The sequence below is a fragment of the Flavobacterium sp. KY-23415 genome (assembly GCF_055384985.1).
This window is the reverse complement of the sequence record NZ_AP044001.1, coordinates 2505274-2526201: the sequence shown is the minus strand read 5'-3', so window position 1 is coordinate 2526201 and position 20928 is coordinate 2505274. Positions and strand designations below refer to the sequence as shown.

17 protein-coding genes are annotated in these 20928 nt (G+C 32.3%); 11 read left to right on the top strand and 6 right to left on the bottom strand.

What is annotated here, in order from left to right; genetic code table 11:
- Positions 1-142: 142 nt before the first annotated feature.
- The 4 genes from ACZ49Z_RS10930 to ACZ49Z_RS10915 all read left to right on the top strand — a co-directional run bounded on the left by ACZ49Z_RS10930 (position 143) and on the right by ACZ49Z_RS10915 (position 4299).
- Positions 143-1627 (top strand): catalase, encoded by a 1485-nt coding sequence (locus ACZ49Z_RS10930; RefSeq protein WP_464304356.1) that lies wholly within the window; start codon positions 143-145, stop codon positions 1625-1627.
- Positions 1628-1646: 19 nt separating this feature from the next.
- Positions 1647-3167, top strand: a complete 1521-nt coding sequence (locus ACZ49Z_RS10925; RefSeq protein WP_464304355.1) for a catalase — start codon at positions 1647-1649, stop codon at positions 3165-3167.
- A gap of 221 nt (positions 3168-3388) precedes the next feature.
- A complete protein-coding gene (locus ACZ49Z_RS10920; protein ID WP_464304354.1) occupies positions 3389-3910 on the top strand; it encodes an ankyrin repeat domain-containing protein in 522 nt (173 codons plus the stop codon).
- 44 nt (positions 3911-3954) lie between these two features.
- Complete coding sequence (locus tag ACZ49Z_RS10915; RefSeq protein ID WP_464304353.1) at positions 3955-4299, top strand: nuclear transport factor 2 family protein; 345 nt, start codon at positions 3955-3957, stop codon at positions 4297-4299.
- Between the two features lie 70 nt (positions 4300-4369).
- Here ACZ49Z_RS10915 and alaS read toward each other — a convergent pair whose 3' ends face one another.
- Complete coding sequence (gene alaS / locus ACZ49Z_RS10910; protein ID WP_464304352.1) at positions 4370-7042, bottom strand: alanine--tRNA ligase; 2673 nt, start codon at positions 7040-7042, stop codon at positions 4370-4372.
- Between the two features lie 196 nt (positions 7043-7238).
- On the opposite strand from alaS, the gene ACZ49Z_RS10905 reads away from it, so the two are divergent.
- The 6 genes from ACZ49Z_RS10905 (at position 7239) to ACZ49Z_RS10880 (ending at position 11699) form a co-directional block, all read left to right on the top strand.
- On the top strand, positions 7239-8216 hold the full coding sequence (locus tag ACZ49Z_RS10905; protein ID WP_464304351.1) for a M23 family metallopeptidase: 978 nt from the start codon (positions 7239-7241) through the stop codon (positions 8214-8216).
- A gap of 43 nt (positions 8217-8259) precedes the next feature.
- The gene (locus ACZ49Z_RS10900) at positions 8260-8592 is read left to right on the top strand and encodes a MerR family transcriptional regulator (protein WP_464304350.1); all 333 of its coding nucleotides are present in this window, start codon (positions 8260-8262) and stop codon (positions 8590-8592) included.
- 12 nt (positions 8593-8604) lie between these two features.
- The gene (locus tag ACZ49Z_RS10895) at positions 8605-9195 is read left to right on the top strand and encodes a LemA family protein (RefSeq protein ID WP_464304349.1); all 591 of its coding nucleotides are present in this window, start codon (positions 8605-8607) and stop codon (positions 9193-9195) included.
- Between the two features lies 1 nt (position 9196).
- Positions 9197-9634 carry a TPM domain-containing protein gene (locus ACZ49Z_RS10890; RefSeq protein ID WP_464304348.1) on the top strand — a complete coding sequence of 146 codons (438 nt, stop codon included), beginning with the start codon at positions 9197-9199 and terminating at the stop codon, positions 9632-9634.
- Positions 9635-9690: 56 nt separating this feature from the next.
- The gene (locus tag ACZ49Z_RS10885) at positions 9691-10443 is read left to right on the top strand and encodes a TPM domain-containing protein (RefSeq protein ID WP_464304347.1); all 753 of its coding nucleotides are present in this window, start codon (positions 9691-9693) and stop codon (positions 10441-10443) included.
- Between the two features lie 191 nt (positions 10444-10634).
- The gene (locus tag ACZ49Z_RS10880; protein ID WP_464304346.1) at positions 10635-11699 is read left to right on the top strand and encodes a proline racemase family protein; all 1065 of its coding nucleotides are present in this window, start codon (positions 10635-10637) and stop codon (positions 11697-11699) included.
- Positions 11700-11931: 232 nt separating this feature from the next.
- Here ACZ49Z_RS10880 and ACZ49Z_RS10875 read toward each other — a convergent pair whose 3' ends face one another.
- The 5 genes from ACZ49Z_RS10875 to ACZ49Z_RS10855 form a co-directional block, all read right to left on the bottom strand.
- On the bottom strand, positions 11932-14715 hold the full coding sequence (locus ACZ49Z_RS10875) for an outer membrane beta-barrel protein (RefSeq protein ID WP_464304345.1): 2784 nt from the start codon (positions 14713-14715) through the stop codon (positions 11932-11934).
- A gap of 88 nt (positions 14716-14803) precedes the next feature.
- Complete coding sequence (leuB, locus tag ACZ49Z_RS10870; protein ID WP_464304344.1) at positions 14804-15925, bottom strand: 3-isopropylmalate dehydrogenase; 1122 nt, start codon at positions 15923-15925, stop codon at positions 14804-14806.
- A 12-nt stretch (positions 15926-15937) separates the two neighbouring features.
- The gene (gene leuD / locus ACZ49Z_RS10865; RefSeq protein ID WP_464304343.1) at positions 15938-16546 is read right to left on the bottom strand and encodes a 3-isopropylmalate dehydratase small subunit; all 609 of its coding nucleotides are present in this window, start codon (positions 16544-16546) and stop codon (positions 15938-15940) included.
- Positions 16547-17932 (bottom strand): 3-isopropylmalate dehydratase large subunit, encoded by a 1386-nt coding sequence (gene leuC / locus ACZ49Z_RS10860; protein WP_464304342.1) that lies wholly within the window; start codon positions 17930-17932, stop codon positions 16547-16549.
- 5 nt (positions 17933-17937) lie between these two features.
- Positions 17938-19104 carry a 2-isopropylmalate synthase gene (locus ACZ49Z_RS10855; protein WP_464304341.1) on the bottom strand — a complete coding sequence of 389 codons (1167 nt, stop codon included), beginning with the start codon at positions 19102-19104 and terminating at the stop codon, positions 17938-17940.
- Positions 19105-19259: 155 nt separating this feature from the next.
- Here ACZ49Z_RS10855 and ACZ49Z_RS10850 point away from each other — a divergent pair, with 155 nt between their 5' ends.
- A complete protein-coding gene (locus ACZ49Z_RS10850) occupies positions 19260-20804 on the top strand; it encodes a hypothetical protein (RefSeq protein ID WP_464304340.1) in 1545 nt (514 codons plus the stop codon).
- The last annotated feature ends 124 nt before the right edge of the window (positions 20805-20928 follow it).

The window sequence follows — 20928 nt, the reverse complement described above, 5'->3', positions numbered from 1 at the left end:
TGTTTTTCAGTTCTTAACAAGCCTTATTACTAAAACAATAATAAAAAACTATTAAAATATTAAATCAATCTATTTTATTTATAGTTTATTCACGCAGAGAAAAGAGACATTTGTAACTATAAAACGATCAAATAATTACATTATGTCAAACAATAAAAAAATAACAACAAATACAGGCTGTCCTGTTCATCATTATGAAGATTCACAAACTGTTGGTGCAAGAGGCCCTGTTTTATTGCAAGATTTCTTTCTACAAGAAAAACTAGCACAATTCAATAGAGAAAGAATACCTGAGCGTGTGGTTCATGCGAAAGGTACAGGTGCCTACGGGAAATTTACCGTTACTCATGATATTTCAAAATACACACGTGCTAAAATTTTCTCAGAAATAGGAAAAGAGACCAAAATCTTTGTGCGTTTTTCTACTGTTGGTGGAGAAAAAGGATCGGCAGACACAGAGAGAGACCCAAGAGGTTTTGCTGTGAAATTTTATACAGAAGATGGCAACTGGGATATTGTGGGCAACAACACACCAATTTTTTTCATAAAAGACCCTAAAAAATTTCCCGATTTTATACATACCCAAAAACGCAACCCGAAAACAAATTGCAAAGACGCAACCATGGTTTGGGATTATTGGTCACTAAATCCAGAAAGTTTGCATCAGGTTTTAATCCTTATGTCGGATAGAGGAACACCAAATGGCTATCGTTTTATGAATGGGTATGGAAGTCATACTTTTTCGTTTATTAACAAAGAAAACGAACGCTACTATGTGAAGTTTCATTATAAAACCAAACAAGGAAACAAAACTTTTACAGACAAAGAAGCCACCGAATTAAAAGGGATCGATCCAGACTTTGCACAAAGAGACTTAGTTGAAGCTATTGAGAAAGGTGATTATCCAAAATATGCCTTCAAAATTCAAATTATGACTTTAGAAGATGCCAAAAACTTTAAATGGAATCCTTTCGACCTAACAAAAGTTTGGCCTCATAAAGATTTCCCTTTAATTGATGTTGGAGAAATGGAATTAAATGAAATTCCTCATAACTATTTTCAAGATGTAGAACAAGCTGCTTTCTCTCCTTCAAATTTAGTAGATGGTATTGGTTTTTCTCCAGACAAAATGCTGCAAGGTCGTCTTTTTGCATATCCAGACGCACAACGTTATCGCGTGGGAGCAAATTATAATAGCTTGCCTGTGAACCGCTGTCCTTATAGCACAAACAACTACCACAGAGATGGTGCTATGCGTTTTGATGGTAATGGAGAAAGCAATCCTAATTATTACCCTAATAGTTTTGATGGTAACTATGAAGACAAAGCCTATGAAGAAAAGAATTATTCCTTAGACAGCAACGAAGTAGGGTTCTTTGACAGAAATCAGAATGACGACGATCATTACTCACAACCTCGCGATTTATTTGAAAAAGTAATGACCACACAAGAACAACAAAACACCATTGAAAACATTGTGGGGTCTATGAATGGTGTGACGGGGCCAAAACGAGACACAATCATTAACCGCCAGTTATGCCATTGGTTCAGAGTAAGCCCAACTCTAGGGATGGCAATTGCTAAAGGATTAAACATAGACATTTCCGCATTCTTACCAAAACAGTAACAAATAAACAGTAAATATTATGAAAAAAACGTTTTTTATCGGATTAGCTACAATGCTATTACATTTGGGATTTGCCCAAAAAAACATCACTACAAATACAGGAGCTCCTGTAGGTGATAATCAGAACTCTGTAACTGTAGGGCAAAATGGAGCCGTACTTTTAGAAGACATTCAACTAGTCGAAAAACTAGCCTCTTTTGACAGGGAAAGAATTCCTGAAAGAGTGGTGCATCCTAGAGGTGCAGGTGCGCACGGGGTGTTTGTAACCAAAAACGACATGAGTGCCTATACAAAAGCAAAAGTTTTTGGAAAAGTTGGTCAAGAAACCCCGCTTTTTGTTCGTTTTTCTACTGTAGTGCATAGTAAAGGTTCTCCAGAAACATTAAGAGACCCAAGAGGTTTTGCGGTTAAACTTTATACCGAAGAAGGAAACTATGACATTGTTGGGAACAATTTGCCTATATTTTTCATTAGAGATGCCATTAAATTTCCAGATATGGTGCATTCTTTAAAACCATCTCCCATTACTAACAAACAAGACCCGAATCGTTTTTTTGACTTTTTTTCGCATATTCCAGAGTCCACACACATGCTAACACGTTTATATACCGATTTAGGTATTCCTGCAAGTTATAGAGAAATGGACGGTTCTAGTGTGCATGCTTTTAAATGGATCAACGACAAAGGAGAAGTTGTTTATGTGAAATATACTTGGAAAACAAAACAAGGCGTTAAAAACCTTACAATGGAAGAAGCCGCTAAAATACAAAGTACCAATTTTCAACATTCCACAACCGATTTGTATGAGAATATCGCTAAAGGTAATTTTCCACAATGGGATTTATATGTGCAAATGATGAAAGCTTCAGATTTTGACAAACTAGATTATAATCCGTTAGATGCTACTAAAATCTGGAATGAAAAGGACGCAAAACCTATGCTCATTGGAACAATGACATTAAACAAAATCCCAGATAATTTCTTTGAATGGACAGAACAATCGGCATTTTCTCCTGGGAGTTTAATTCCTGGTGTGGAAGCTTCTGAAGATAAATTATTACAAGGAAGGTTGTTTTCTTATTTTGACACTCAACGATATAGACTAGGTGCTAATTTTCAACGTATTCCTGTAAACACACCATCAACTTACGCACACAATAACAATCAAGATGGAGCACACAGTGTTAGAGGAACAAAAAGTAATATTAATTACCAGCCCTCTAGAATTGAAGACAAACCAGACAATCCGAATTTTAAACATTCCAATGCTCGATATGGAGATGTTTCTGTAACACAAATGAAGATAGATAAACCTAATAATTTTAAACAAGCAGGTGAATTCTATAACACGTTAAATGAAACCGAAAAAGAGCATTTAATTAAAAATCTAATTGCCGATTTAGGTCAGGTTACAGATAAAAATATTCAAGCAATAATGACTAGCTATTTTTATTTCGCAGATAGAGACTTTGGAATGCGAGTAGCAAAAGCGCTTCATCTTTCAAGGGAAGAAGTCGAAAAAGTAATTATGACTAAATAAATTACACGAAGCTGTTCTAAAAGTTAATAAACACAGTTCATTTCGACCAAAGGGAGAAATCACATAACACTGATTCTAAGACTCCTCCTTGCATTGAAGTAACAAACAGATGTTGGTTTTTACTTTTCGGACAGCTTCTTTAATTTATTGTAATTGATAAAGTCATTATGCACAACGTGTTTACCCTATAGAAAACACCATTAAAACTAAACACGAAACAAATGAAAAAAGCTTATATCATTTTATTCTGTATCATTAGTCAAGTTGGTTTTTCACAAGCAACTTCAGATATTTTTGAAGCAGTGAGAAATAACGATATGGCAAGTATTGAAATCTATGTTAATAGTAAGAAAAACATTGACACATTAAACAATCAAAATCATAGTTTACTAATACTGGCTTCCTATAACAATCGGATTGAAATAACTCAATTATTATTAAAGCACAAAGCTAATGCAGAAATTCAAGACCAATCGGGCAATACCGCACTAATGGGAGCTTGTTTCAAAGGCAACATTGAAATTGTTAAGGTATTACTTTCCAACAATGCCAATCCAAACACTGTTAATTTCAACAATGCCAATGCGCTGTTTTTCGCAGCTACTTTTGGGCATACAGAAATTGTAAAATTGCTATTGCAACATGAAAGTAATCGTGATCAGAAAGACAATCGAGGCAAGACAGCTTTGGATTATGCTACTATTCAAGGAAATGAGGCAATAATTATGCTTTTAAAAAATTAACGCAAATAACTGTATAAACTATTATTTTATATTTTAGCAAAAAAATGAATCCAGAAAAAATAGTCCAAGACCAGTTAGTAGCTTATAATAATCGTGATTTGAGCGATTTTTTATCTTTTTATGCTTCAGATATTGAAATTTATAATTTTATGGAGGCAACACCTTTCATTATCGGAATTACACAATTAGAAACAATTTATAAAGATGTCTTTGAAAACTCTCCAAATCTTAAAGCAACAATCAAAAACAGAATTGTCTTTGATAATAAAGTGATTGATGAGGAAGAAGTGACAGGCAGAAAGGGAATTGATTATTTAAAAGTAATTGCCATTTATGAAGTTGAAAACAGCTTGATTAAAAAAGTATCATTTATTAGAAAAAATGAGTAAGTCTGAAAACAAAAATCCCTTTTAGCATTTAAAACTAAAAGGGATTTTTTCATATATAATTATTCTTTTTCTATTTCACAAAATCAATTGCTTTTTCCAAAGCTTCTTGAATTCCGGCAACATTTTTTCCACCAGCAGTTGCAAAGAATGGTTGTCCGCCACCTCCACCTTGGATAAACTTCCCTAATTCTCTCACTACTTGTCCTGCATTTAAACCTTTATTCGCTACTAATTCTTTAGAAATATAGCACGTTAACATTGGCTTGTCTTCTGCTGCTGTTGCCAAAACCAAGAACAAATTGGTTTCATTATTACCTAACTCATATGCTAAGTCTTTTGCTCCGTTAGCATCTAAATCGACTTGCGTTGCTAAAAATTTAACATCATTTACCTCTTGAATTTGAGCGGCTAAATCTCCTTTTAATCCTTTGGCTTTGTCTTTTAACAACTGCTCTACTTGTTTTTTCAACTTAGCGTTTTCATCTTGCAATGAACCAACCGCTTTTAAAACATCTTGCGGATTTTTCAAGGTTTCTTTGATTTCTGTCAGTATGTTTTCTTGATTCGCAAAGAAATCTTTCACAGCATCACCTGTAATTGCTTCAATACGTCGAATTCCTGCTGCAACAGCTCCTTCAGAAATTATTTTAAAATGCCAAATATCTGCTGTGTTTGTAACGTGAATTCCTCCACACAATTCCATAGAATCTCCAAACTTAATTGCACGAACATTGTCTCCATATTTTTCTCCAAACAAAGCCATTGCTCCTTCGTCTAAGGCTTGTTGAATTGGAATACTTCTTCTTTCAATTAAAGGAATCTGTTCTTGTATTCTTTGATTAACAAAATTTTCAACTTGTTTGATTTCTTCCTCTGTTACTTTTGAAAAATGTGAAAAATCGAAACGCAAATAGTTTGAATTCACCAAAGAACCTTTTTGTTCCACATGGGTTCCTAAAATCGTTCTTAAAGCCAAATGCATTAAATGCGTAGCAGAGTGATTTTTTGAAGAAGCCGTTCTTAAGTTAGTATTTACTTTAGCCACAAAACTAGCTTCGATATTCTCTGGCAACTGTTTAGTAATATGTAGAATTAAATTATTTTCTTTTTTAGTATCAATAATTTCAATTTCTTCATTTGCAGAAACTAAAGTTCCTTTATCTCCAACTTGCCCACCCCCTTCTGGGTAGAATGGCGTGTTATTTAAAACAATTTGATATAAAACACCATCTTTTTTCGAATCAACTTTACGAATACGTGTAATTTTTACTTCATTTTCTATTTGGTCATAGCCTACAAATGTTTCAACATTCCCATCAACTAACACTTTCCAATCATCTGTTGACACTTCCGAAGCAGCACGAGAACGATCTTTTTGTTCTTGTAATAATTCTTCAAATCGATTTACATCGACTGTCCAACCATGTTCTTTAGCAATCAATTGTGTTAAATCCAAAGGAAAACCGTAAGTATCATATAATTCAAAAGTCATTCCACCAGAAATAACTCTTCCAGGTTCACTCAACAAAACTGCATTATTATTTATTAATTCAGCAGATTTTATTTGTCCTTCTAATTTATAAATACCTCTTTCAAGAGTTCTCAAGAAAGAAGCTTCTTCTTCGCGAATCACATTGGTTACTAAAGTTTGTTGTTTTTTAATTTCAGGGAAAAATTCACCCATTTGGTTTGCCAACACTTCTACTAATTGATAGATAAATGGTTCTTTGGTACCCAAAAAAGTAAAGCCATAACGAATCGCACGACGTAAAATTCTACGAATTACATAGCCTGCAGCAGTGTTAGAAGGCAATTGTCCGTCTGCAATAGCAAAAGCAACAGCACGAACGTGATCCACGATTACACGAATGGCAATATTCGTTTTATTTTGTTCTTCACTTATATTTTTAACTTCGTTTGAAGTATATTTTAATCCTGTTATTTTTTCTACTTTTTCAATAAGCGGTGTAAAAACATCGGTATCATAATTAGAAGTTACATTTTGCATTGCCATACACAAACGCTCAAACCCCATTCCTGTATCTACATGCTGTGCAGGTAATTTTTCTAATGATTTGTCTGCTTTACGGTTAAATTCCATAAATACATTATTCCAGATTTCCACTACTTGAGGATCATCTTGGTTAACTAAATCTCTTCCAGAAACTTTTTTTCTTTCTTCATCAGAACGCAAATCGATATGAATTTCAGAACAAGGACCACAAGGACCTTGATCTCCCATCTCCCAAAAGTTGTCCTTTTTATTACCTAAAATAATTCTATCTTCAGATACATATTGTTTCCAAATATCAAATGCTTCCTGATCAAATGGCACATTCTCCTCTGGATTGCCTTCAAAAACAGAAACATAGAGACGGTCTTTATCTAACTTCAACACTTCTGTTAAAAATTCCCATGCCCAAGCCAAAGCTTCTTTTTTAAAATAATCACCAAATGACCAGTTCCCAAGCATTTCAAACATGGTATGATGATAAGTATCAAAACCTACATCTTCAAGATCATTATGTTTTCCCGAAACACGAAGACATTTTTGCGTGTCGGCTATTCGCTTGCTTTTTGGAGTTCCATTACCTAAAAAATATTCTTTGAATTGTGCCATACCCGAATTATTAAACATCAAGGTTGGATCGTCTTTTAACACAATTGGTGCAGAAGGAACAATAAGATGTCCTTTGCTTTCAAAGAATTGTAAGTACGCTTTGCGAATGTCTTGTGATTTCATCAAAATTTGTTTTTATTTTTATTTTCTTAGGCTTCCACTAACCCTAATTTGTTTTAAATCAAACACTATAAAATTATTACACAAAAAAAGCAAAAGTTTCGTTATAAAAAATAGATTAAAATGAAACATTTTTTAATTTTGTTCGTATAACCATCATACACCATTCAATTTGGTGCAAAAATAGTAATTTTAAAACATGTCTAAAGTAAAATATTATTACGATTCTGAAAATTTAGCTTATAAACGTATTAAACCTCAACGTCGTAAAAAATTTGGTTATGCATTTTTGTTTCTACTTTCTTCTGCTTTATTTGGTTTTTTATGTTTAATTTTATTAATCAACACCCCATACTTTGAAACTCCAAAAGACAAATTACTAACTGGAGAGTTAGAATCTATGAAACTAAACTACAAGCTTTTAAATAAAAAATTAGAGCTAATGGATGAAGTTTTAGGAGCTATCGAAGAACGAGATAATAACGTTTATCGCATTTATTTTAACGCTACTCCAATTAGCAATGAGGAACGTAAATCTGGCTTTGGAGGTGTTAATCGATACAAAGCATTAGAAGGATATAATAATTCTGATTTAGTGATTAACACAACTAAAAAAGTAGATCAGTTAACAAAAGAACTCGTTATTCAATCCAAATCGTTAGATGAAATTGTTGTGCTTGCAAAACAAAAAGAGAAATTATTAGCTGCTATTCCAGCAATTCAGCCTGTAAAGAATGAAGATTTAAAGAGAATGGCTTCTGGTTATGGATACCGAAGTGATCCCTTTACAAAAATTAGGAAGTTTCACTACGGAATGGATTTTACTGCTCCTTCTGGAACACCAATTTATGCTACAGGTGATGGCGTAATTCTAAAAGCAGACAATTCACTTTCTGGCTATGGAAACCATATTGAAGTGAGTCATGGTTATGGCTATGTTACGCTTTATGCTCATTTAAGCAAATATAATTGCAGACCAGGTCAAAAAGTAAAAAGAGGAGACATTATAGGTTATGTTGGTAGTACAGGACGAAGTGAAGCACCCCATTTGCATTATGAAGTAATTAAAAATGGAGAAAAAGTGAATCCGATTAATTTCTACTATGGAAGTATTTCTGCAGAAGAATATATTGCTATTTCAAGCTTAGCTGCGCAAGAAAATCAGTCGTTGGATTAAGAAGTTTTTGAGGTTAAGTATTAAGTTTTAAGATATAAAATAAATGCACATTGATTTACCAAAAGATAAATTATACTACAGCATTGGAGAGCTAGCAAAAGCTTTCGGTGTGAATGCTTCTTTAATTCGATTTTGGGAAAAAGAATTTGACATTTTAAAGCCCAAAAAAAATGCAAAAGGAAATCGAAAGTTTACTGCGGAAGATGTGAAAAATTTGCAGCTTATTTTTCACTTAGTCAGAGAACGTGGATTCACCTTAGAAGGAGCCAAAATCCATTTAAAAGAAAATCAGAAAAAAACCTTAGATAAATTTGAGATTATAAGAAAATTAGAAAACGTAAAAATGCAATTATTAAATATTAAAAATCAACTTTAAAAAACAAAAATTATGAAAAGATTCTTACCGTGGATAGTTATTGGAGGCCTAGTTTTAATATTAGGATTCTGGTATATAGGTGTTAAAAACGGAGCCGTTACGGTGAACGAAGGTGTTAAAAAATCTTGGGGAAATGTCGAAACTTCATACCAACGTAGAAATGACTTAATTGGTAATCTAGTAAAAACAGTAAAAGGTGCTGCCGATTTTGAAAAATCGACACTAGAAGCTGTGATTAATGCTAGAGCCAAAGCGACTTCTGTAACTGTTGACCCAACAAATATTACTCCTGAACAATTAAACCAATTCAATCAAGCACAAGGAGGTTTAACGGGTGCTTTATCAAAATTATTAGTTACTGTTGAACGCTATCCAGAATTAAAAGCCAATCAAAATTTCTTAAAACTACAAGATGAATTGGCTAGCACAGAAAATCAAATTTTAACAGCAAGAACACGTTTTAATGAATCTGTAGAGGTTTACAACAACTATGTTTTAAAAATGCCAAGAAGTCTTGTTTTATCTGATTATAAAGAAAAAGCTTATTTTGACGCTGTTGCTGGAGCAGAAAAACCTGTTGATGTAGAATTTGATTTTAAATAAAATGTCTAAAACAGAAGATTTCTTAACCGCAAGCGAAGAACAAGAAATTGTTGATGCTATTGTTGCCGCAGAAAAAGACACTTCGGGAGAAATTCGTGTACATATTGAAGAACATTCAGAAAAACCTCCGCTCGAAAGAGCTCAGGAGGTTTTTTTTTCCTTAGAAATGCAAAAAACTAAAGACAGAAATGGTGTTCTCTTCTATGTGGGTGTATCTAACAAACACTTTGCAATTCTTGGTGATGAAGGCATTAACAAAGTGGTTGGTGACGATTTTTGGAATTCTACAAAAGATATTGTATTAGAGAATTTCAAAAACAAAAATAACAAGGAAGGTTTGGTTAAAGGTATTATTGAAGCAGGGAAAAGATTAAAAGAGTTTTTCCCTCATCAATCAGACGACATTAATGAACTTCCGAATGAAATATCAAGAGGATAATGACAAATTTAATTTTTAAAATAATAAAGCTCCTATTGGGAATAACACTACTGCTAATGCATTTTTTAGGGTTTTCTCAATACGACATTCCTGAGAAACCTTCATTTCAAAAAGCTGTATATGATTATGCAGCCGTTTTAAATGATTCGGAAGAAGCACAGTTAGAAAATAAATTAGTTAAATTCTCAGATTCAACAACTACTCAAATTGTTATTGTTACTATTAACGATTTAAAAGGAGAAGACATTGGTTTACTTACACCTAATTGGGCTCAAAAATGGGGAATTGGACAAGCAGATACCGACAACGGAATTCTCATTTTATTATCTAAAAACGATAGAAAAATATGGATATCACCTGGTTATGGTTTAGAACACAAGCTAACTGCTGGTATAAACGGGGAACTTATTCGAAATGTAATAATCCCAGAATTTAAAGCAGGTAGTTATTACAACGGTTTAGACAAAGGAACTACTGCTATTTTTGAAGTCATTAAGGGAACTTATAAAGGAGAAAGAAAACGAAACGATAAAGGAAGTAGTTTTCCTGTTTTTATATTTTTTATCTTTTTTATCATCTTAGTCATTCTTATTTCTAGAAACAAGAACAACCGAGGAAACGGTGGTTCTGGAGGGAATCATCGTGGACCAGATTTAATGGATATTATCATACTTAGCAGTCTTGGCCGTGGTAACGGTGGAGGAAGTTTTGGAGGTGGTTCTTCTGGAGGTGGTTTTGGAGGTGGCGGTTTCGGTGGTGGCTTTGGAGGAGGAGGCTTCTCTGGAGGTGGTGCTGGAGGAAGTTGGTAACACTTTAAATTATATAAACTAAAAAAAGATGAGCTGAACAGTTCATCTTTTTTTGTTTGAACAAGCAAAAACTAATACTATATTACCCAATAGTTGTTAAAAGTTAACCACTTGCTAGTGAAATTTCATTTATGTGATAACTTTCTTTTACTTTTATTATTTAATCCTAAAAACAAAAACATTTCAAGACTATGTCGGTTTATCAAAAAATAATTTCGCAACAAGAATTTACCCCCCCTAAAGACTGGTTGGTTATCAAAACTATCGATATGCATACTGGTGGAGAACCATTAAGAGTTATTCTTTCTGGATTTCCAGAGTTAAAAGGCAATTCTGTTCTTAACCACAGAAGATACATTAAAGAAAATTTCGATTATTTACGCACCAGCTTAATGTATGAACCAAGAGGTCATGCAGATATGTATGGTTGCCTATTATTGCCGCCAAATGAGAATGATGGTGCTGATTTTGGTATACTTTTCATGCATAATGAAGGCTACAGTACAATGTGTGGTCATGCTATTATCGCAATAAGTACATTAGCTGTAGAAATGAACTGGATTGATGTTAAGGATGGAAAAAACACGCTTAAGATTGATGCACCATGCGGAAGAATCCTATCTTTCGTAGACATAAAAAACGGCACTATTGAAAAAGTTACATTTCATTGTGTTCCAAGTTTTGTTGTAGCGCTTGACTGTTCCGTTACGATTCCTAGCCTTGGAAAAATCACTTATGATCTTGCCTATGGTGGTGCTTTCTATGCCTATGTCGATTTAACCAAAAACAATTTAGATCTTACCTTAAACGCTGAAAACTATCGTAAAATAATCGATCAAGGAATGGCAATTAAACATGCCGTAATGGAAAACAATAAAGACATACTTCACCCTTATGAATCTGATTTAAGTTTTTTATATGGTACTATTTTTTCAGATGTTCCAAAGAATAAAAATAACGATTTAAGAAATGTGTGTGTGTTTGCAGATGGAGAAGTTGACCGTTCTCCAACTGGATCTGGTGTTTCTGGAAGAGTGGCAATAGAACAGGCTCGAAAATTACTTAATAAAAATCAAAAACTAACTATTGAAAGCATAACCGATTCTGTCTTTGAATGCTCCATGATAGAAGAAACTACCTATGGCAACTACAAGGCTGTAATTCCTGAAGTATCTGGCAGTGCACATATAACAGGAATGCATACTTTTTTAATTGACCCGAAAGATCCTATGAAAAATGGTTTTATTTTTAGATAAAAATAATAAAGCCTATTATCAAAACATAAAAAAGCGAGATTTTCATTATTTGAAAACCTCGCTTTTTAATTAAACCCAAATTAATAATTTGAATTCAATTGAAAAAAGTACTTGTTGGTAATTCCTTCTGTATTCTACATCTTCTCGATGAAACTACTACCACTTTATTGAGCAATTCCCCAAGTATACTAAACATTTTCTCTCTGCTCAAAGCCTATTACACTATCTTGATCTAATCTATAAATATCATATCAGTTTGTTTTTTCTTTCCTCCAAATTTTTCTAATTTATAGGTTAGAGAAAACATCACATATTGTTGTAACACTGTGTTTTCGGCATCTGTAATTGCAGTAGGAGTAATCGTTCTTGTTGCGTTTACGTTCTGATTTAATAAATCATATACTTTTACTTTTGCTAATAATTGGTCTTTGAAGAAATTGTACCCTAAACTCACATTCCATAAATAAAAATCTTTCTGAAAACCATTTGCTATATTGGAGTTATATGTATATCCAAAATCGTTCCCTAACACCACATTCTTTGGCCAATAGGTTGTTGCTTCAATCTTAAAGTTATGTCTATAATTATTGGTATTGTCTATTACATAATTTTTAAACGACCTTGTATTATAGGTATATCTATAAGAAGGTGCAATTGTAATCATATCTTCAATTTCCCACGAAAAATTAACCCTTGGATTAAGTTGAATTCCTCTAGCTTCATACAAGACCGCATTGGTTAATCCTTGGTCAAAATTATAGTTCAAGCTCATTCCATAGCCATACTTTATTTTTCTTTTCTCTTTTTTATGTGATTTGTTCACATTAAATCCAACATAAAAATTATAGGTATTATCAATATTTTGATAGGTTGTGTTTGCTTTAAAATCGTTATCATAAACGGTTGAGCTCACAATTTTATTTCTATCAAAATCTCCACCTCCGTAAGTATAAAACCCAGAGCGTGTTGCATAATCATAATTATTGAAACTTACATACAAACTATAGTTTTCTGAAGGTTTTAGAAAAGCATTACCTGTCACGGTATTTAACGGATTGGCTAAGTTCTCGAAGGGTAACAATTGTTGAGCACTCGGTAGCGTTGCATTATAAGAATAATAGCTATATATAGATTTAGATTTCCCAAGTTCATAACTAAAATAACCATTTAAACTAGGATAAATATACTTATTCTTAACCACAGTATTCACTCCTAAATAATTAGATTGATTATCATAATTCAAGAAGTCAGCCCCCATTTTTATACTTCCTCTCAGTTTACTTTTATTTACTCGAAGTCCAATTCCATAATTAAATGTATTATTCAAACCATCAATTGTATTGGATAACTGACTGTTGAAATTAGAATATGAATTTGTAAAAGTATCGAAATCGAAAGTATTTGTGCTATTCAAACTTTTTTCTGTTTTGAAAGAAGTTTCAAAAGAAAGCGTTAATGAATCTGAAATTGGTTCACTATAATCCAACTCAACATGATAATTGTCTTTCCTTACTTCATCAAATTGATTTTGATTCCTTGAATCATTTGGATTTCCTGATTGATAAAAAACAGTATTATTTATTGTATTTAAAAAAATATCGTTCTTACTGTTTTCATTTTTAAATGAAACGCTAAAACCTCTACCTTTCTTTTTTAGTTTCTTATAAAAATAAATGGTATTACTAAAAGCGGTACTCTCATCGGAATTAGTATTGATGCTTGTGTTTTCATTCAATAAATTGTTTGAAGCATCGAATGAAGTTGCATCGCTAGAGAATTTACTATCTACTCTATTTTTAGTCAAAGTTGGTGAAATAAAAAATGTCGTAGTTGAATCTATTTTAACTTCAAAATCTAAACTAATATTATGCCCCAAAACATCTGATTTTGAATTAGATTCTGAATTTGTACTGGTATTTCCTGTTGGCAAAAGATTCGTTCTACTAGTTCTGTTTTTATTTTCTGTGATTGCATTAGAAAAATAATAACTCCCATTGGGATCTAACTTTTTGTTGAACCATTCATCTGAAAAATTCAAACCAATCATACTCGATTTTGTAATTCCGGTGTTTCCTCCAAAACGCATACCATTAATTCCAAAACTTCCATTCTCATTAATATACATAGAACGACTTCGACCACCGCCCATATTATCAAAGATTTCATCCATTGAAAAGCCTGTGGAATTAATGTTATTAGAAGATCCCAAGACACTAATTTTCTGAGTATCTTTAAAATAATTAAACAGCAAACTCGATTCATATCTTTGATCTGAACCATAGCCTGCTGTTGCTTTTCCAAACATTCCTTTATTCTTGTCTTCTTGAATTGTTAAATTGATAGTGCTTGCATTTTCGCTTGCGGCAGCACCAGAAAGTTCTTCTTCTTTTGTTTTTGTATCGGTCACTTGAATTTTATCAATCATGTCTGCCGGAAGGTTCTGAGTGGCAATTTTTCCATCTTTACCAAAAAAAGGCTTTCCATTAACCAATATATTATTTACTTCTTTTCCGTTTACCGTTATTTTTCCTTCTTCATCAATATCTACACCAGGCAATTGTTTCAATAAAGCTTCTACGTTTGCATCTGGGCTTACTTTAAAGGAAGAAGCATTAAATTCTAAGGTGTCTTTTTTTACAACTATTGGTGGAATTTCAGACTGCAAGACCACTTCTTTTAATGTAGAAATATTTTCTTTTAAATAAATAGTTCCTAAATCGATATTACTATTTATTGTTTTAAATTCTTTTTTATAATCTGAGAAACCATAATAAGAAACTTTTAAATATAGAGGATAATCTACAGCTTTAAGTTTAAAACTAAAATTTCCATTCTTGTCTGAAATTGTATAATCTACCACTGAAGAATCTTTCACTTTTGAAAAATAGACTGTAGCAGATTCTAATGGTAATTTTAAACTTTCATCTAATAATTTCCCTGTTACTGTGTAACTGTTCTGACTAAAACTAAATAAAGAACTTATAACTACTATAAAAAAATAGCATCTTTTAAACATAATGAAATAATTTTTAACGATTTACAAATAATGTGCGAATTAAAGCTTTTAATTTGTAAATAGAAAAAATCTTACACTATTTTAACATTTAAATATATACCGATTTACCTAATTTAATATTTTCAAAAAAAGAACTGCTTATAGACTGATCATCAACCAAAATCATTTCTGCAATTACATCTCCGATTAAACTTGTTGAAGAAGGATTTTCTTTATTAATATCTACAGAAACTATATTATTATTTAAAGTGCTATCTACTGCGGCTTTAATTTTTTTAGCTTCTTCATTCAAACCAAAATGTTCTAAAAGCATTGCTGCACTCAGAATCGAAGCAATAGGGTTCGCTATATTTTTCCCCGTAGCTTGCGGATAGGAACCATGAATAGGTTCAAATAAGGCTGTTCCGTCTCCAACTGAAGCAGAAGCTAATAAGCCAATAGACCCCCCGATAACACTTCCTTCATCTGAAATAATATCTCCAAACATGTTTTCAGTTAAAATAACATCGAACTGGCTTGGGTTTAATATCATTTGCATTGCTGCGTTATCTACAAATAGAAAATCTAATGCAACATCGGGATATTGTTTTGAAATTTCAGTTACTACCCTCCTCCATAATCTTGAAGTTTCTAAAACATTTGCTTTGTCAACAAGCGTTACTTTCTTTCTTCTAACTTGAGCTGCTTTGAATGCTAAATGAGCAATTCGTTCAATCTCCATTTGTGAATACTCACATAAATCTGAAGCTATTGTTTTGTCTTCGTTTAACTTTTTTTCACCAAAATAAATACCTCCTGTAAGTTCTCTATAGATAACCATATCTGTCCCTTGAATAATTTCTTTCTTCAATGGAGATTTTTCTAAAAGAGAATCATAGGCCGTAATTGGTCGAATATTTGCAAACAATCCTAGTTCTTTTCTTAACTTCAATAAGCCTTGCTCAGGACGCACTTTTGCATCTGGATTATTATCATACTTTGGATCTCCAATTGCTCCAAACAAAACCGCATCGCTCGATTTACATAATGCTAATGTTTCTTCTGGCAAAGGATTTTCTGTTTCGTCTATTGCAATGGCTCCAACTAGAGCTTCCTGAAAATCAAATGTATGTCCGTAGGCTTCTGCAATAGCTTTTAATACTTTTACAGATTCTTTTGTTACTTCTGGTCCTATTCCGTCTCCCGACAAAACTGCTATTTTCAAGTTCATAATCTTTCTTTTTTAAATAACTATTGCTTCTTGTTTATTTCTATTTGCTTCAAATGCTTCTATTTTGGCTTTGTTACTGATAAGAAAATCAATATCGTCATAACCATTAATCATACATATTTTTTTATAAGAATCTATTTCGAAAGACTCAACTAACTCCGTATTTTCAACAGCAATGGTTTGTGCTTCTAAATCAATTATTAACTGTATAGCAGGATTACTTTCGATACGATTCAAAATATCTTTTAAAAATTCTGGAGAAACCTGAATAGGTAATAATCCATTATTTAAAGCGTTTCCTTTAAAAATATCGGCAAAATAACTCGAAACTATAACTTTAAAACCATAATCGGTTAAAGCCCAAGCTGCATGTTCTCTACTACTTCCACACCCAAAATTATCTCCAGCTACTAATATTTTTCCAGAAAAAGAAGGATTGTTTAACACAAAAGAAGCAATTGGTTGCTCTTTATCATCAAATCTCCAATCTCTAAACAAGTTGTTTCCAAAACCAATTTTATTTGTAACTTTTAAAAATCGAGCAGGTATTATTTGATCTGTATCTATATTTTCAACAGGTAAAGGAACAGCAGTTGACTGTAATTTTATAAACTTTTCCATTTAATTTAAATGTTTGGTTATGTCAATAATTTTTCCTTCTACTGCAATTGCAGCAGCAACTAACGGACTAGAAAGCAATGTTTTAGAACCTTGACCTTGACGTCCTTCAAAATTTCTATTTGAAGTTGAAACACAATATTCTCCCGCAGGAATTTTATCATCATTCATTGCTAAACATGCAGAGCAACCAGGTTGACGAATTTCAAACCCTGCTGTTTCAAAAATTGTAGTTAGCCCTTCTTCTTGAATTTGTTTTGCTACTTGCTGTGACCCTGGGACAATTAGTGCATTTACGTTTTTAGCTTTTTGTTTACCTTTAATATAATTTGCAGCTATCCTAAAATCTTCAATTCTAGAATTCGTACAGCTGCCTATAAACACATAATTGATAGGTTTGTCAATTAAAGATTCTCCTTTTTCAAACCCCATATAATCTAATGCTTTTTGAAAAGAAACATCTTCTAAATTTGGGATATTTTCATTGATTTTTATCCCCATTCCTGGATTAGTTCCATAGGTAATCATTGGTGCAATATCTTCTGCATTAAAATGGTATTCTTTATCAAAAATAGCACCTTCGTCTGTAGGTAATGTTCTCCAATAGGCTATTTTTTCTTCTAAAACAGCTCCTTCTGGTGCAAATTTTCTTCCTTTAATATAATCAAAAGTAACTTCATCTGGTGCTATCATTCCACCGCGAGCACCCATTTCGATACTCATGTTACAAACAGTCATTCTCCCTTCCATTGACATTTCTTGAAAAACATTACCTGCATATTCACAGAAATATCCTGTTCCGGAATTAGTACCAATTTTGGAAATAATATATAGAATAACGTCTTTTGGAGTTACTCCTTTACCTAATTTACCATTTACATTTACTCTTAAACTTTTCGGTTTATTTAATAACAAGCATTGACTAGCAAATACTTGAGCTACTTGACTCGTTCCTATTCCAAAAGCAATTGTTCCAAAAGCACCATGTGTCGAAGTATGGCTGTCACCACAAACCATTGTCATCCCTGGTAAAGTAATTCCAAGTTCTGGAGCTATTACATGAACAATTCCTTGGTATTCATGTCCTAAATCGTAAAGCTCAATATTGTTTTTAGCACAATTTTTTGTTAATTGCTCTAATTGATTTTTAGACAATTCATCTTTTATTGGCAAATGCTGATTAATCGTTGGGACATTATGGTCTGCTGTAGCAACAATTTGGTTTGGACGAAAAATAGGTATATTTCTTTCTTCTAATTCTGCAAATGCCTGTGGGCTTGTAACTTCGTGAATTAAATGCTTGTCAATATATAAAATTTGTGGTCCATTTGGTACTTCACTCACTACATGACTGTCCCAAACTTTATCAAATAAGGTTTTCTTTTTCATTTTATCTATACTAAAATTCCAATTTTACTAACTTCAATTATGCGATGCACATCATCGTCAATTACTTCTTTTTTTCTATCGGCTAGTTTCAAAAATTCTTGATAAACAACATCTAACTGAAGCTTTGTTAGTTCATATCCAATTTTCTTTGCTCTGTAAGCTAAAGCTGCTCTTCCACTTCTTGCTGTTAAAATAATAGAGGATTCATTAACCCCCACATCGGCAGGATCAATAATCTCGTAGGTCTCTCTATTTTTTATTACACCATCTTGATGAATACCTGAGCTATGTGCAAAAGCATTAGCACCAACAATAGCTTTATTGGGTTGCACTAACATTCCCATACTATCAGACACTAATCGACTCATTTCATTCAATAGTTTTGCATTGACATTCGTATCCAAACCTAGTGTTGGGTGTTGTCTCAATATCATGACAACTTCTTCTAATGATGTATTCCCAGCTCTTTCTCCTATACCATTAATTGTACATTCAATTTGACGCGCTCCGTTAATAACACCTGCTATAGAATTTGCTGTTGCCAACCCCAAATCGTTGTGACAGTGACAAGATAGTATTGCTCTATCAATATCGACAACGTGTTCTGTTAAATATTTTATTTTTGCTCCGTATTCTTCTGGCAAACAATATCCTGTTGTATCAGGAATATTAAGTACGGTTGCACCTGCTTTAATTACTTCGCTACAAACTAGTGCTAAAAATTCATTATCTGTTCTACCAGCATCTTCAGCATAAAATTCTACATCATCTACAAATGTTTTGGCATAGGCTACTGCGTTTACCGCTCGCTCAATAATTTCATCTCTAGACGCATTAAATTTATGCTTAATATGTGAATCAGATGTACCTATTCCAGTATGAATTCTTGGCTTTTTAGCTTTTTTGAGGGCTTGAGCCGCAACTTCAATATCATTTTTAACAGCCCTTGTGAGTCCACAAACTGTTGCGTTATCTACAATTTTAGCAATAGCTTCTACTGCTTCAAAATCACCTGGACTAGAAACTGGGAACCCTGCCTCTATTACATCTACACCTAATTCATCTAAACGTTTTGCAATTTTTAACTTTTGCTCTTTGTTTAGTTTGCAACCAGGTACTTGCTCACCATCACGAAGTGTAGTGTCGAAGATTTGTACTTTCTGATTCTCCATAAAAGATTTATTAAACTTAATTTTAATTTATGAATACAAATTTATACTTTGCTTACTGTAAAAAGGCTTTTTTAAATCTTGTTTTACGGTATTAAATTCAAAATTAAAACACGCAATTATTTAAAAAACAACACTTTACGAATAAATATTTTACAATGGCAAACGCTACTAAAGACAATTTATTCATCTTAATTAAGTCGCTTTCTAGGTCTGAAAAAAGACAGTTTAAGCTTTATGCTAATCGACTTGATGTAAATGAAAATGCTAAATTTTTATTATTATTCAATTTATTGGATAAAATGGACGATTATAATGAAGACACAATTTTAAAAAGTAAAATTGTAACCAAACTTCAATTGTCTAATCTGAAAGCTCATTTATACAAACAAATTCTAATTAGCTTACGAATGAATCCTGTAAATCAGAACATTCGAATTCTAATACGTGAACAATTGGATTTTGCTACTATTTTATATCATAAAGGACTGTATAAACAAAGCCTGAAAATTTTAGAAAAGGCAAAAATTATTGCACTAGAGAATCAAGAAAAGAATATAGCCTATGAAATTGTTGAACTAGAAAAAGTGATCGAATCTCAATACATCACAAGAAGTATTGTTGGTAGAGCTGACGAATTGACTTTACAAGCTAAAGAATTGAGTCAACAGAATGTTATTACTAGTAAACTTTCTAATTTGTCTTTACAATTGTATAGCATCATGCTAAAAAGTGGTTATGCCAAAAGCGATGCTGAAATGACAGCCATAACAGAATATTTTAACAACGAACTACCTAATTATTCAATCTCTGACTTGGATTTTAGAGAAAAACTATGGCTATACAAAGCTCATCTTTGGCACAGTTTCCTAATTCAGGATTTTTTATCATGTTACAAATATTCTAAAAAATGGGTAGATTTATTTTATGACAATTCTAAAATGATTTACTTAAACCCGGTTTGGTATATTAAAGGTGTCAATTATCTATTAGAATGTTTGTATTTAATAAAACATAAAACTTTCTTCAAAGAAAGCTTAGAAAAACTCGAAACAACCATTCACCATGAATCATTTCCTAAGAACGATAATATAAATATTCTAATATTTTTATGCATATATAATAGTAAATTCAATCTGCATTTCTTAGAAGGCAACTTTGCAGATGGTGTTTATCTAATTGATGAAGTGTTGAAAAAGATAAAAAAGGATAGCGATAAAATAGACGAACACCATATCATGGTATTCTATTACAAAATTGCCTGTTTATATTTCGGTTTAGGAAACACTCTAAAATGTATTGAATTTCTTCAAAAAATTATTGATAACAAGAACCTTTCTATGCGTGAAGATTTAATGTGCTTTGCAAGAGTTTTAAGTTTGGTTGCACATTATGAAGCATGCTTAGATTATAAGTTAGAAATTCAATTGAAAAGTACCTATAAATTTTTAATAAAGATGAATGATCTTCATGAAGTTCAACGAGAAATGATTAAGTTTTTAAGAAACTTAGGTTCAATTTATCCACATCAATTAAAAGGTGAGTTTAAAAAATTACACGCTCGTTTAAAACAATATGAAAATCATCCTTATGAAAAAAGGGCTTTTCTTTATTTAGATATTCTTTCTTGGCTAGAAAGCAAAATAGACGATAAACCTATATTGGAAATTATTCAAAAAAAAGCACTAAATAGTAATCGTTAAACCCAGACTTACAACATCTTAAATGAATTATTTTTAAAAAGGGTGTTTTTCCCCTATTAACTAAGGTTTATCCATAAAACGTTTTGTTATGTAAAGTTCTAATCTTTGCAATGTGATCACAACA

Coding starts and splice junctions, on each gene's coding strand:
- leuD (WP_464304343.1), bottom strand. CDS start 16,546: ATGGAAAAGTTTATAAAATTACAGTCAACTGCTGTTCCTTTACCTGTT.
- ACZ49Z_RS10930 (WP_464304356.1), top strand. CDS start 143: ATGTCAAACAATAAAAAAATAACAACAAATACAGGCTGTCCTGTTCAT.
- alaS (WP_464304352.1), bottom strand. CDS start 7,042: ATGAAATCACAAGACATTCGCAAAGCGTACTTACAATTCTTTGAAAGC.
- ACZ49Z_RS10855 (WP_464304341.1), bottom strand. CDS start 19,104: ATGGAGAATCAGAAAGTACAAATCTTCGACACTACACTTCGTGATGGT.
- leuB (WP_464304344.1), bottom strand. CDS start 15,925: ATGAACTTGAAAATAGCAGTTTTGTCGGGAGACGGAATAGGACCAGAA.
- leuC (WP_464304342.1), bottom strand. CDS start 17,932: ATGAAAAAGAAAACCTTATTTGATAAAGTTTGGGACAGTCATGTAGTG.
- ACZ49Z_RS10885 (WP_464304347.1), top strand. CDS start 9,691: ATGCATTTTTTAGGGTTTTCTCAATACGACATTCCTGAGAAACCTTCA.
- ACZ49Z_RS10875 (WP_464304345.1), bottom strand. CDS start 14,715: ATGTTTAAAAGATGCTATTTTTTTATAGTAGTTATAAGTTCTTTATTT.
- ACZ49Z_RS10880 (WP_464304346.1), top strand. CDS start 10,635: ATGTCGGTTTATCAAAAAATAATTTCGCAACAAGAATTTACCCCCCCT.
- ACZ49Z_RS10890 (WP_464304348.1), top strand. CDS start 9,197: ATGTCTAAAACAGAAGATTTCTTAACCGCAAGCGAAGAACAAGAAATT.
- ACZ49Z_RS10895 (WP_464304349.1), top strand. CDS start 8,605: ATGAAAAGATTCTTACCGTGGATAGTTATTGGAGGCCTAGTTTTAATA.
- ACZ49Z_RS10920 (WP_464304354.1), top strand. CDS start 3,389: ATGAAAAAAGCTTATATCATTTTATTCTGTATCATTAGTCAAGTTGGT.
- ACZ49Z_RS10905 (WP_464304351.1), top strand. CDS start 7,239: ATGTCTAAAGTAAAATATTATTACGATTCTGAAAATTTAGCTTATAAA.
- ACZ49Z_RS10925 (WP_464304355.1), top strand. CDS start 1,647: ATGAAAAAAACGTTTTTTATCGGATTAGCTACAATGCTATTACATTTG.
- ACZ49Z_RS10915 (WP_464304353.1), top strand. CDS start 3,955: ATGAATCCAGAAAAAATAGTCCAAGACCAGTTAGTAGCTTATAATAAT.
- ACZ49Z_RS10850 (WP_464304340.1), top strand. CDS start 19,260: ATGGCAAACGCTACTAAAGACAATTTATTCATCTTAATTAAGTCGCTT.
- ACZ49Z_RS10900 (WP_464304350.1), top strand. CDS start 8,260: ATGCACATTGATTTACCAAAAGATAAATTATACTACAGCATTGGAGAG.